This is a genomic window from Streptomyces sp. WMMB303 (genome assembly GCF_029351045.1).
GTDB lineage: Bacteria > Actinomycetota > Actinomycetes > Streptomycetales > Streptomycetaceae > Streptomyces.
The window spans coordinates 1,059,579-1,070,697 of record NZ_JARKIN010000001.1 but is presented as its reverse complement, the minus strand read 5'-3'; the positions used below and the strand labels follow the sequence as shown (position 1 = coordinate 1,070,697).

Annotated in this window: 10 protein-coding genes; 4 read left to right on the top strand and 6 right to left on the bottom strand. The window is 74.1% G+C overall.

Going from position 1 to position 11,119, the window contains the following annotated elements:
- Positions 1-19: 19 nt before the first annotated feature.
- Positions 20-2,335, bottom strand: coding sequence for a heavy metal translocating P-type ATPase (locus tag P2424_RS04925; RefSeq protein WP_276474568.1), 2,316 nt, complete (start codon positions 2,333-2,335; stop codon positions 20-22).
- A gap of 318 nt (positions 2,336-2,653) precedes the next feature.
- Here P2424_RS04925 and P2424_RS04920 point away from each other — a divergent pair, with 318 nt between their 5' ends.
- Positions 2,654-3,580, top strand: a complete 927-nt coding sequence (locus P2424_RS04920; protein WP_276474567.1) for an alpha/beta fold hydrolase — start codon at positions 2,654-2,656, stop codon at positions 3,578-3,580.
- Positions 3,581-3,620: 40 nt separating this feature from the next.
- On the opposite strand, the gene P2424_RS04915 is transcribed toward P2424_RS04920, so the two are convergent.
- Both P2424_RS04915 and P2424_RS04910 read right to left on the bottom strand, forming a co-directional pair.
- A complete protein-coding gene (locus P2424_RS04915) occupies positions 3,621-4,283 on the bottom strand; it encodes a pyridoxamine 5'-phosphate oxidase family protein (RefSeq protein ID WP_276474566.1) in 663 nt (220 codons plus the stop codon).
- Positions 4,284-4,384: 101 nt separating this feature from the next.
- Positions 4,385-5,395 (bottom strand): lytic polysaccharide monooxygenase, encoded by a 1,011-nt coding sequence (locus tag P2424_RS04910; protein WP_276474565.1) that lies wholly within the window; start codon positions 5,393-5,395, stop codon positions 4,385-4,387.
- 367 nt (positions 5,396-5,762) lie between these two features.
- On the opposite strand from P2424_RS04910, the gene P2424_RS04905 reads away from it, so the two are divergent.
- Positions 5,763-6,959 carry a MarP family serine protease gene (locus P2424_RS04905; RefSeq protein WP_276474564.1) on the top strand — a complete coding sequence of 399 codons (1,197 nt, stop codon included), beginning with the start codon at positions 5,763-5,765 and terminating at the stop codon, positions 6,957-6,959.
- 36 nt (positions 6,960-6,995) lie between these two features.
- On the opposite strand, the gene P2424_RS04900 is transcribed toward P2424_RS04905, so the two are convergent.
- Complete coding sequence (locus tag P2424_RS04900) at positions 6,996-7,928, bottom strand: GNAT family N-acetyltransferase (protein ID WP_276474563.1); 933 nt, start codon at positions 7,926-7,928, stop codon at positions 6,996-6,998.
- A 95-nt stretch (positions 7,929-8,023) separates the two neighbouring features.
- Here P2424_RS04900 and P2424_RS04895 point away from each other — a divergent pair, with 95 nt between their 5' ends.
- Positions 8,024-8,416 (top strand): GntR family transcriptional regulator, encoded by a 393-nt coding sequence (locus P2424_RS04895; protein ID WP_276474562.1) that lies wholly within the window; start codon positions 8,024-8,026, stop codon positions 8,414-8,416.
- Positions 8,417-8,476: 60 nt separating this feature from the next.
- Here the strand turns inward: P2424_RS04895 and P2424_RS04890 are convergent, their stop codons facing one another.
- Together P2424_RS04890 and P2424_RS04885 are read right to left on the bottom strand one after the other, a co-directional pair.
- Positions 8,477-9,088 (bottom strand): hypothetical protein, encoded by a 612-nt coding sequence (locus P2424_RS04890; RefSeq protein ID WP_276474561.1) that lies wholly within the window; start codon positions 9,086-9,088, stop codon positions 8,477-8,479.
- A gap of 146 nt (positions 9,089-9,234) precedes the next feature.
- The gene (locus P2424_RS04885) at positions 9,235-10,452 is read right to left on the bottom strand and encodes a DUF5925 domain-containing protein (protein WP_276474560.1); all 1,218 of its coding nucleotides are present in this window, start codon (positions 10,450-10,452) and stop codon (positions 9,235-9,237) included.
- Positions 10,453-10,748: 296 nt separating this feature from the next.
- Here P2424_RS04885 and P2424_RS04880 point away from each other — a divergent pair, with 296 nt between their 5' ends.
- On the top strand, positions 10,749-11,015 hold the full coding sequence (locus tag P2424_RS04880; RefSeq protein ID WP_037705985.1) for a hypothetical protein: 267 nt from the start codon (positions 10,749-10,751) through the stop codon (positions 11,013-11,015).
- Positions 11,016-11,119 lie beyond the last annotated feature (104 nt).

Sequence of the window (11,119 nt, the reverse complement as noted above, 5' to 3'; positions counted from 1 at the left end):
GCCGCAGGCCGCCGCACACTCACTCCGCCGCGCGGAACCTCCGCAGCCGCAGGCTGTTGCCCACCACGAACACCGACGAGAATGCCATCGCCGCGCCCGCGATCATCGGGTTCAGCAGGCCGGCCGCGGCGAGCGGCAGTGCGGCCACGTTGTAGGCGAAGGCCCAGAAGAGATTGCCCTTGATGGTGCCCAGGGTGCGCCGGGACAGCCGGATGGCGTCGGCGGCCGACCGCAGATCGCCCCGCACCAGGGTCAGGTCCCCGGCCTCGATGGCCGCGTCGGTTCCGGTGCCCATCGCCAGCCCCAGGTCCGCTTGCGCGAGGGCCGCCGCGTCGTTGACGCCGTCCCCGACCATGGCGACCGAGCGCCCCTCGTCCTGGAGCCGCTTGACGACGCCGACCTTGTCCTCGGGCATGACCTCGGCGATCACGTCGTCGGCCGGGATGCCGACCTCGGCGGCCACCGACTCGGCCACGGCCCGGTTGTCACCGGTCAGCAGCACCGGGGTCAGTCCCAGCGCGCGCAGTCGCCGAACGGCTCCGGCACTGGTGGGCTTCACCGCGTCGGCGACCTCCAGGACGGCACGTGCCTCGCCGTCCCAGGCGACCGCGATCGCGGTGCGTCCGGCCCGCTCGGCCTCCTCCCCGGCCGCGGTCAGTGCGGGGGGCAGCTCCATCGCCCACTCCCGCAGCAGCTTCTCGCGTCCCACCAGCACCGCGTGACCCTCGACGACCCCCTGGACACCGAGACCGGGGACGTTGGCGAAGTCCTCGGGGACCGGCAGCGTGCCGTGCTCCCGCTCGGCGCCCCTGGCCACCGCCCGCGCGACGGGGTGCTCGGAGGCGTTCTCCAGGGCGCCCGCCAGCCGCAGCGCCTCCTCCCGGGCGGTCCCCTCCGCCAGGTGCGCGGCCAGCAGCGTCATCTCGCCGGTCGTCACCGTGCCGGTCTTGTCCAGCACCACGGTGTCCGCCCTGCGGGTCGTCTCCAGCACCTCCGGGCCCTTGATCAGGATGCCGAGCTGGGCGCCGCGTCCGGTGCCGACCATCAGCGCGGTCGGGGTGGCCAGCCCCAGTGCGCAGGGGCAGGCGATGATCAGGACGGCGACGGCGGCGGTGAACGCGGCCGTCGCTCCGGCGCCGGCCACCAGCCAGCCGCCGAGGGTGGCCAGCGCGAGCACGATCACCACGGGGACGAAGACGGCCGAGATCCGGTCCGCGAGCCGCTGTGCCGCGGCCTTGCCGTTCTGCGCGTCCTCGACCAAAGCGGCCATCCGGGCCAACTGGGTGTCGGAGCCCACGCGGGTGGCCTCCACCACCAGCCGTCCGCCCGCGTTGAGCGTCGCGCCGGTGACGCCGTCCCCGACACCGACCTCGACGGGTACGGACTCGCCGGTGAGCATCGAGGTGTCCACGGCTGAGCTGCCCTCGGTGACGGTGCCGTCCGTCGCGATCTTCTCGCCGGGCCGGACGACGAAGCGGTCGCCGACGGTCAGCTCCTCGGTGCGGATCCGTAGCTCGCGACCGTCCCGCAGGACGGTCACCTCCTTGGCGCCCAGCTCCAGCAGCGCCCTGAGCGCCGCACCCGCCTTCCGCTTGGAGCGGGCCTCGAAGTACCGCCCGGCGAGGATGAAGGCGGTGACACCGGCGGCCGCCTCCAGATAGATGTTCCCCGCGCCGTCGCTGCGCCCGATCGACAGCTCGAAGGGGTGCGTCATGCCCGGCATGCCCGCGGTGCCGAAGAACAGCGCCCACAGCGACCAGAGCAACGCGGCCGAGGTGCCCAGCGAGACGAGGGTGTCCATGGTGGCCGCGCCGTGCCGTGCGTTGGTCCAGGCGGCGCGGTGGAAGGGCCAGGCGCCCCAGACCACGACGGGCGCGGCGAGTGTGAGGGAGAGCCACTGCCAGTAGGTGAACTGGAGCGCGGGGATCATCGCCATCGCGATGACCGGCACCGCCAGGACCGCCGAGCCGATCACCCGTTCACGCAGGGTGCGCAGCTCGTCGTCCCCGCCGCCGTCCGCCGGGGGCGGGCCCTCGCCGCCGTGCTCCGGCACCGGTTCCGGGCGCCGGGGCGCCGGTGGGGCCGCCGTGTAGCCGGTGGCCTCGACGGTGGCGATCAGATCGGCCACCCGGACGCCGCCGGCCATGCTGACCTTGGCCTTCTCCGTCGCGTAGTTGACGCCGGCGCTGACCCCGTCCATCCGGTTGAGCTTCTTCTCGACGCGGGCGGCGCAGGAGGCGCAGGTCATGCCGCCGATCGTCAGCTCGACCTCGGTCTGCGCGGCGGGGCGTCCGGCGCCCGCGGTCCGCTCCGTGCTCTCATGCGTCGCGGTCATCACGTCTCCTCGGCGGTGCCCGGCGGGATGCCGGGGCACGTGTTCTCCGCACCACTCTTTCATACCCGCCTGGGGTATCAGTGGGGCCGAAGTCCTGTATACCCCCACCCCGTATAGAGCGCAAGGGGTTCCGGGGTGCGCGAGGGAGAGCTCGGGTGATCCGCTCGGCCGTCCTCGGGGGCGGGGTGCGGGACGGGGCGGAAACCTCTCGGTAACAAAGTCGCGCGCGACTACTGGCCAGTGACCTTACTCGCGCGTAAGTTGACGGCGATTCAACAGCTCCGCTCCCCCCATCCCTCACAGCACGAGGAGCCGGACATGAAGCTGAAGCCGTCAACACCGGCAGCGTCGTCGACGTCACCGGCGCCGCCGTCGGACAAACCCCTCCGCAGATCGCGCATCCGCAGGTCGGCGGCCGCCGCGCTGGCCCTGGCCGTCGCGGCGGTCGTGGCACTGCCCGCCACCGCCGGTGCGGCGCCCGAGAGCGCACGCACCACCAGCGGCTGGAACGACTACTCCTGTAAACCGTCCGCCGCACACCCCCGCGCCGTCGTACTGGTCCACGGCACCTTCGGCAACTCCGTGGACAACTGGCTGGGCCTCGCTCCCTACCTGGTCAGGCGCGGCTACTGCGTCTTCTCCCTGGACTACGGGCAACTGCCGGGCAAGCCCTTCTTCCACGGACTCGGCCCCATCGAGGACTCCGCCGGGCAGCTCTCCGCCTACGTCGACAAGGTGCTCGACTCCACCGGCACCGGCCAGGTCGACATCGTCGGCCACTCGCAGGGCGGCATGATGCCCCGGTACTACCTCAAGTTCCTCGGCGGTGCCCCGAAGGTGAACGCCCTCGTCGGCATCGCCCCCAGCAACCACGGCACCACCCTCAGCGGTCTGGCCGCGCTCGCCGACCAGTTCCCGCCCGTCGGCGACGTGGTCGACGAGATCGGCCCGGCGCTGCTCCAGCAGAAGAAGGGCTCCGCCTTCCTCGAGAAGCTCAACGCGGGCGGTGACACGGTGCCCGGCGTCGCCTACACCGTGATCGCCACCAGGTACGACGAGGTCGTCACGCCCTACCGGACGCAGTTCCTCGACGGGCCGGACGTCAAGAACGTGAAGCTCCAGGACCTGTGCCCGATCGACATCTCCGAGCACCTGGCCATCGCGCTCGTCGACCGGGCCGCCTGGCACGAGACGGCGAACGCGCTCGACCCGGCGCACGCCACCCGCACCACCTGCTTCTCCTGAGGCGGATCCGCCCTCTCCCGGGGCGGACCGGAGCCGGGGCTCACCCCTCGGTGTGAATCTTCTCGGCGTACCGCGGACCGTAGTACTCCTCCAGGAACTCCAGGGAGTCCTCGGTCCGGTCGAGGGCCTTGGCCAGCCGGGCGCGGTTCGGCAGCGCGTCCGGCTGCCAGGTCTCCGGATCCCAGGTGCCGGAGCGCAGGAACGCCTTGGAGCAATGGTGGAAGACCTCGTCGATCTCCACCACCAGCGCCAGCGCGGGACGGTGCCCCCGCGCCACCATCCCGTCCAGGAACGGCGCCTCCCGCACGATCCGCGCCCGGCCGTTGATCCGGAGCGTGTCACCGCGCCCGGGCACGAAGTGGATCAGGCCGACGTGCGGGTTGGACAGGATGTTGCGCAGCCCGTCCACCCGCCTGTTGCCCGGGCGCTCGGGCAGGGCGATCGTCCGGTCGTCCAGCACCTTGGTGAACCCCGGCGGATCGCCCTTGGGGGAGACGTCGCAGCTCCCGTCCGCCGCCGAGGTGGCCACCAGGCAGAACGGCGAGCGGGCCAGCCACGCGCGGTCCAGGGGATGCAGCGCGGTGCGGGTCTTGTGCGCCGCGTGCGAGGTCGGCTGCCCCACCAGGGCCCGCAACTCCTCCTCGGTGGTGACCTCCACCATCCCGTCCGCCGCGCCGACCGCTTCCGCCTCACGTGCCGTCATGACTGCTCCGCTCCCTCAACCCCGGTACCGGGAACGAGCGTACGGCGCCGCCCGACCCGCTGCGAGGGGGGAGACGGCGCCGGACCCTGCGATCGGCGCGGTCAGCCGCGCGGCGGGGCCGAGGAGGCCGCCCTGCGGCGGGCGGCGGCGACCAGCACCCCGGCCCCCGCCGCGAGAACAGCGGCGCCGCCCACGGCGAGCGGGACCGTACTGCTGTCGCCACCGGTCTCGGCCAGGTCCGCCTTCTCGGCCGTGCCGCGCGGCGCGGCCCCGCCCTGCGGAGCCGGCCCCTCGCCGCCCGGCCCGGAGCCGGGAGCGGCGGAGCCGTCCCCGTGCCCGGCGGCGCCTTCGGTGCCGTGCCCGGAACCGCCGTCCCCGCCGCCGTGCCCGCCGTGGTCCACGGTCGACTTGTCCGCACCCGCCGCGATCTGCCGCTCGTCGGGCGCCTCCGCCGCCTTCCCGGCGCCGACACCGTCCCCTCCGCCGAAGGTCACGTCCGAGCAGGTGTAGAACGCCTCCGGGCTGTCCGAGCGCTGCCAGATGCTGTAGATCAGATGGCGCCCTTCCTTCTTCGGTACGGAGCCGTCGATGACGTAGCTGCCGTCCTTCAGGGCCGGGTCGGTCGCCTCGGCGAAGGGCTCCGGCTCCAGGTCGGACCACTCGAGCGGCTCGGACGGGTCGTAGCCGTCCTTGGTGATGTACAGCTCGAAGCCGCCCCTGTGGGGTGCCGTTGCCTTGTACCGGAAGGTGTGCGCGCCCGGCTTCATCGCCGTGGCCGGCCAGTCCGTACGGGGCAGGTCCAGCCCCTTGTACTTGTCCCGGCCCGCGCTGCACAGTTTCCCGTCCGGGATGAGCTCGCGGTGCTTGCCCGCCGCGTTCGGGATGTTGACCTCGTTCCAGTCGTAGAACGCCTGCGTCCCGCTCGCGGCGACCGCCGCCTTGCACGCCGCCGACTGCGGACTCTCGGGCCCCTCGGCGAAGCAGGTGGAGACGCGGCTGACGGGGCCCGTCATGGAACCGTGCGCGGCGGCGGGAGGGGCCGTCACCAGGGTGAGGGCGAGCGGGGCGAAGCCCAGCGCGGTGATTCCTGCGGCCGTGCGGCGAACGGACATGTGACGGGCTCCTTGTCGTGGGGGAAACGCCACCCCAGGGCGGCGGGTGCGGGGCCGGAACGGGCTCGGGGCGCACCGCCTCCCCAGCGGCGTGCTGCCGAACCCGCCCCGGTGACCGGCACGTTAGCCACGCCGAGGGCCCGCAACCGCCTGTCGGCGGCCGCTGCCGGGATCCTTAGGGATCACTTAAGGCGGGTCTAAGCACCCCGACAGACTTCCGGCCGCAGCACCCGTGCGGAACCGCGAACCGGGCCTAAGCGTTGTCATCCCGGAACGTGCGTTGTCATCCGGAATGCCCGCCCGGCCGCCCGCGGATACCGCCGCGGCCCGGGGCGGACACCCGGCGCCCGAAGGGAGGGAGCGGCCCGTGAACCTGCTGGATCTGCTCCTGATCGTCGCGGCGCTCGCCTACGCCGGTTCCGGATTCCACCGGGGGCTGGTCGCGGGCCTGGTGTCGCTCGCAGGGTTCGTCGGGGGCGCCTCTCTCGGCGTGTGGCTGCTCCCCTATGCCCTCCGCCTCGTGGAGCGCGGCACCACCACCGCCACTCTGCTCGCGCTGCTGACCGTGCTGGTGCCCGCGCTGGCCGGGCACGCGCTGGCCTCGCAGCTCGCCTGGCGGATACGCCACGCGCTCCGCCGGACCCCCGCGCGCTGGGTGGACGGAGCAGGCGGTGCCCTCGTCAACGTCGTCGCCGTCCTCGTCGTCGGCTGGATGGCGGGCAGTGCGCTCGCCGCCTCCCCCTCGCCCGCGCTCAACCAGGCCATACGGGGCTCCGCGCTGCTGGAGGGGGTGCACGAGCGGATGCCCGACAGCGCGGCGACCTGGTTCAACTGCGCCACCGGCGCGCTCACCACGGCGGGCTTCCCGCCGGTCTTCAACCCCTTCGAGCAGGAGCCGGGCGCGTCCGTGCCGCAGCCGTCCGGGGACGCGGTCACCGCGGCGGCGACCTCCGCCGCACAGCGCAGCACGGTCAAGGTCGAGGGCGTCGCCGACGTGCGGGACGGCAGGCAGGGGCAGGAGGGCAGCGGGTTCGTCTACGCCCGCGGCCATGTGATGACCAACGCGCACGTCGTCGCCGGTGTCGACGCGCCGACCGTTCGGGTCGGCGGCGTCGGCCGCCCCTACCCGGCCCGGGTCGTCCTCTTCGACCCGGACAAGGACATCGCCGTCCTGCACGTGCCGGGCCTGGAGGCGCCGGCGCTGCGGTTCGCGGGGGACGCCGGCCGGGGCGACCGGGCCGTGGTGGCCGGCTATCCGGAGAACGGCGGCCTCGATCTGCGCGCAGCGGCCGTGGCGGCCCGCACCCCGGCGCGCGGCCAGGACATCTACGGAGGCTCGCTGACCACCCGCGACATCTACGCCATCCGCTCCCAGGTCCGCCCGGGCAACTCCGGCGGACCGCTGCTGACCTCCGACGGGCGGGTGTACGGCGTCGTGTTCGCGCGCTCGACCACGGACGCGGGAAACGGGTACGCGCTCACCGCCGACCAGGTAAGGGGAGCCGCCACGGCGGCCGCGGACGCCACGGCCGCCGTGGACACCGGGAACCGCTCGGCGCTGTGAGACCGGGGCCGCCGCCCGGACCGGGGCGGCGGCGCGTCAGAGCCGCTTGACGCACCGCCACTCGGTGGCGACCTCCGCGTAGCCCAGACGTCGGTTGACGGCCAGCATGGGCGCGTTCGTCGCGTCGTTCCCCGTGTAGGCGTGCCGGTAGCCCGCCGCGCGGGCCCGCCGCAGCGCGGCCAGTTTGGCCAGCCGCGCCAGCCCTCGGCCGCGGAAGGCACGCCGGGTGCCCGTCATTCCCGACCAGTAGCGGTCCACCCCGTCGGTCTGCGCGACGCTGTAGGCCGCTAGCCGCCCGTCCACCAGCGCCACGCTGCTCAGCTCGGCGTTCCAGTCGGGCCGCTGCCAGTTGTGCCGCAGCCACTGCGCGTACGGCGTCCGGCCCACGGGCACGTCGCCCGGCTCGTCCTCGGCGCACTCGGTGTCGGCTTCGTACAGCGGCCGCAGAGCGTCGGCGAACTCGGCGACCCGGTGCAGGGTCACGCCCGGCGGCAGCGGATCGGGCAGCTCCGGCAGAGCGGCGCGGTCCAACTCGCGTCCGAGGAAGTGCGCCTGCCGGGAAGGGGCGTAACCGCGCCGCTCGGCGAACCCGGCGGCGTGGCCGTCAGCGGCGACCCAGCTGTGCACCCGCCGCACCGCCAGCTCCGCCAGATACGCCTCGCCCGCGGCCACCAGGGCCGAGCCCGCGCCCCGGCCCCGGCGGCCGGGCGGTACCGCCGTGTGCAGAAAGCCCTGCCCCGGCTCCACGCTCCCCGCGACCAGGCCCGCTTCCGCGCACCCCGTGACCGTGCCGTCCGCGTCCTCGGCCATCAGCAGCCGCCGACGCTGCCCCGCGGGCGCCTGCGCCGCCTCCCAGGCGACCGTCTCGGCCGTGCACACCAGATACGGGACCGTCGCGCGGCGGACCGCGGCCACCGACCGGGCGTCGTCGGGGGCGTCGGGGCTGAAGATGCGGATCCGGGACGTCATGGCGGGGAGGCTACGTCGGCGGCGCGGCGCGGCGCCTCCGGATTCCCCGGGGTGAGGGAGAATCGGCCCGTACCCGCTCGCTCCCCGGAGGACCTGTGCCGCCGAACCCCACGAACGCCCTGGACATCGACCTCGACCCCGACGCGCCGGAAGCGCCCTATGAACAGGTGCGGGCCCGGATCGCCGCGCTCGCACGCGGCGGGGACCTGCCCACCGGCTACAAACTCCCCACCGTGCGGGGCCTCGCGGAGGAACTGGGCCTCGCCGCGAACACGGTCGCCAAGGCGTACCGCGCGCTGGAGGCCGACGGCGTCATCGAGACCCGGGGGCGCAACGGCACGTTCATCGCCGCCCCCGGCGGGGTCGCCGAGCGGGAACTGGCCGAGGCGGCACAGGCGTTCGCCGCCCGGGCGGCGCGGTTGGACGCCGGCCGGGACGCTGCGCTGTCCGCCGTCCGGGACGCGCTGCGCGCCCAGTACGGCGGGTAGCCCGGCCGCTCCCCCCCCGCCGGCCGCGGGCCGGCGCGACGGACCCGGCCGCGCCGGGGATCAGAGGCGGGCCGCCGCCTTGGTGGCGGTGGTGCGGAACGCGGCGACCGGGGCGTCCGGCAGGGTGCCCATCTCGGCCCAGCGCACCACGGTGACCTTCGTGCCCTTGCGGATCACCGCGAACAGGTTCACGCCGTGCTCCGACTCCGGCGGCGCGGTGTGCACGCCGTAGAGGTGTGCGCCGTCCCCGGCGTCGACCGTGCCGTAGTCGTCCCAGGAAGCCGTGCTGCCGGGGTGGTCCCGCAGCCAGTCGGCGGCGCAGCCCGCCGCGCGGTCCGCCAGTTTCGCGGCGAGTTTGTCCGCCGCCTTCACGGACGCGGTCGTGGTGGCGACCTGGGAGGCGTGGGTGTCGTAGTCGGTGCCGAAGAGGCGGTGGTGGGTGGCGGAGGTGTCGGGCACCGCACCGTCCACGCAGAAGGGCTCCGGGTCCGGCAGGCCCTTGGTGACCGCACCCTGGTACCAGGGGGATGTGGCGTGCGGGGGCAGGTCGTCGGCGGTCAGGAAGCCCGGTGCCGCGGTCCGGGACGGGGCAGCGGCGGCGGTGGCCGTCGCGGCGGTGAGCAGGACGAGGGCGGCGGCGGTGGCCGCGCCGGCGGCGGAGCGAGTACGCATGGTGGGTCCTCCCCCTGGGCGAACTGTCGTGGGGTCAGACCCCCGAGTGCCGCCGATGGTTGTCCGCGCGGGCGGCGCCGGGCCCCTGGGGGCCCGCCCCGCGTGCGGGGCGGTCACAGGCCGGAGGCCGGGCCGCCGCCCGGCGGTCACAGGTACAGGCCCGCGCTCTCCCGCTCCTGGCCGGGGACATCGGCGGGCCGCTTGCCCTTCTTCCGGGCGTAGAGCTCCGCGAGGGTGGCGCCGTCGCGGCCGACGCCGTCCTCGGTGCCGAGCCAGGCGACCGCCTCCTCGCGGCTGAGGGAGCCCACCTCGATCCGGGCCAGGCACCGACCGGGCCGCACCACCGCGGGGTGCAGCCGCTCCAGGTCCTCGTTCGTGGTGACGCCCACCAGCACGTTGCGGCCCTGGCCCAGCAGCCCGTCGGTGAGGTTCAGCAGCCGGGAGAGCGCCTGCCCCGCCGCGTACTTGGCCTCGCCGCGGATGAGTTCGTCGCAGTCCTCCAGGAGCAGCAGGCGCCAGCGGCCGGATTCCGGGTCGGAGTCGTCCGAGCCGATGGCGATGTCCATCAGATAGCCGATGTTGTTGAACAGATGCTCGGGGTCCAGGACGCAGTCCACCTGGCACCACTCGCTCCAGGACCGGGCCAGCGTGCGCAGTGCGGAGGTCTTGCCGGTGCCGGGCGGGCCGTGCAGCAGCAGCAGGCGTCCGGAGATCTCGTCCGGGGTGACCTTCATCAGGTCGTCCATGGTGGTGGCCACCCGCGCGGTGTAGTTCTGCCGCACGTCCGACCAGGCGCCGGCGCTGATGGTGCGGGAGGTGCGGCGCGGGCCGCGCATGGGGGAGTGGTACCAGAACCCCATGGACACCTGGTCCTCCTGCGGCTCGGGTTCGTCCTCCGCGCCGTCCACGGCCTGCCGCAGCCGCTGTTCGGCCAGTTCGTCGGTGACCGCCGTGACCGTGACCTCGGCGCCCCGGTTCCACCGCGAGACCCGCGCGGTCCAGCCCTCTCCCTCGGCCAGTACCGTGCCGGAGTTGTCGTCCTTGGCCTCCCGCAGGATGTGCGCTCCCGGCGGCAGCAGGGTGCGCCCCTTCTTGACGCGGTCGACGGTGTGGCTGCGCGAGTACGGCTGTTCCCCGAGGGTGAAGCGGCCCAGGAAGAGGGCGTCGATGATGTCACCGGTGGAGTCGCTGTCGTCGATCTGCAGCCGCGGCACCAGAGCCCGTTCGGGCGCGGTCGGTGCCGGTGCGCCGCTTCCGGCCGCGGTCGCCGCCGCGGTGCCGGGTGCGGAGGTGGTCGGAGGCGTCGTCGAGGTCTCGGAAGCCAGGGCCGCGCTCCTCTGGTCGGGTCGGCGGTCGGTACTCATGACCGCCATGATCCGGCATGGCGGCGGCACTCGCACGCGGGTTTCGCGGCGCGTCACCCGCGCACCCCGGAAACCCGTCCGCCCCCTGTGTGCGCCCGACGCCTCCCGAAATGCGGCTGGTTCGTCCTGGTTCGCGGAGCTTCCCGGGGTGCCGGTCAGTTGCCCGGACGGCGTACCGTGTGCGTCAACAGCCTTGTGGGGCAGGTGAATGCTGTGGCCGGGATACACGCATGTCGTAGTCGGGAGATAGGGTTACTCTGCCCGGGCCGGGTGCCCTCGTACGGGTGGGGAGTGACATGGAACAGATAACAGTCGGCAGCAGGGCGCGGGTGCCCGCGATCAAATGCGGTACCGGCGCGACGAGTTCGCGCCTCGACCGGCACCTCTCCGTGCTCGCGGGTCCCGCCGTCCCACCGCGCGAGGCGGAGGACGCGACCACGCTGATGCGGGAGATCACGCAGCGCGACGCGCTGCACAGCCGCACGCGCAACCGCGGTGCGCGGGTCTCCCTCTTCGCCCCGCTGCGCAAGCTGCGCCGCACGCTGTTCGGCGAGCGGGGCTGAAGGCGGCCGCCGGACTGCTCCCTCGCGGAGTCCGCGGATCCTCCGCGGAACGTCCCGGCGGCCGTTCCCCCTCGTGCCTCCCGTACTCGCACCCTGTCCCGGCT

Bases quoted from the DNA above. Each gene is read 5' to 3' on its own strand.
- P2424_RS04925 (WP_276474568.1), bottom strand. From the start codon at position 2,335: ATGACCGCGACGCATGAGAGCACGGAGCGGACCGCGGGCGCCGGACGC.
- P2424_RS04920 (WP_276474567.1), top strand. From the start codon at position 2,654: ATGAAGCTGAAGCCGTCAACACCGGCAGCGTCGTCGACGTCACCGGCG.
- P2424_RS04915 (WP_276474566.1), bottom strand. From the start codon at position 4,283: ATGACGGCACGTGAGGCGGAAGCGGTCGGCGCGGCGGACGGGATGGTG.
- P2424_RS04910 (WP_276474565.1), bottom strand. From the start codon at position 5,395: ATGTCCGTTCGCCGCACGGCCGCAGGAATCACCGCGCTGGGCTTCGCC.
- P2424_RS04900 (WP_276474563.1), bottom strand. From the start codon at position 7,928: ATGACGTCCCGGATCCGCATCTTCAGCCCCGACGCCCCCGACGACGCC.
- P2424_RS04890 (WP_276474561.1), bottom strand. From the start codon at position 9,088: ATGCGTACTCGCTCCGCCGCCGGCGCGGCCACCGCCGCCGCCCTCGTC.
- P2424_RS04885 (WP_276474560.1), bottom strand. From the start codon at position 10,452: ATGAGTACCGACCGCCGACCCGACCAGAGGAGCGCGGCCCTGGCTTCC.
- P2424_RS04880 (WP_037705985.1), top strand. From the start codon at position 10,749: ATGGAACAGATAACAGTCGGCAGCAGGGCGCGGGTGCCCGCGATCAAA.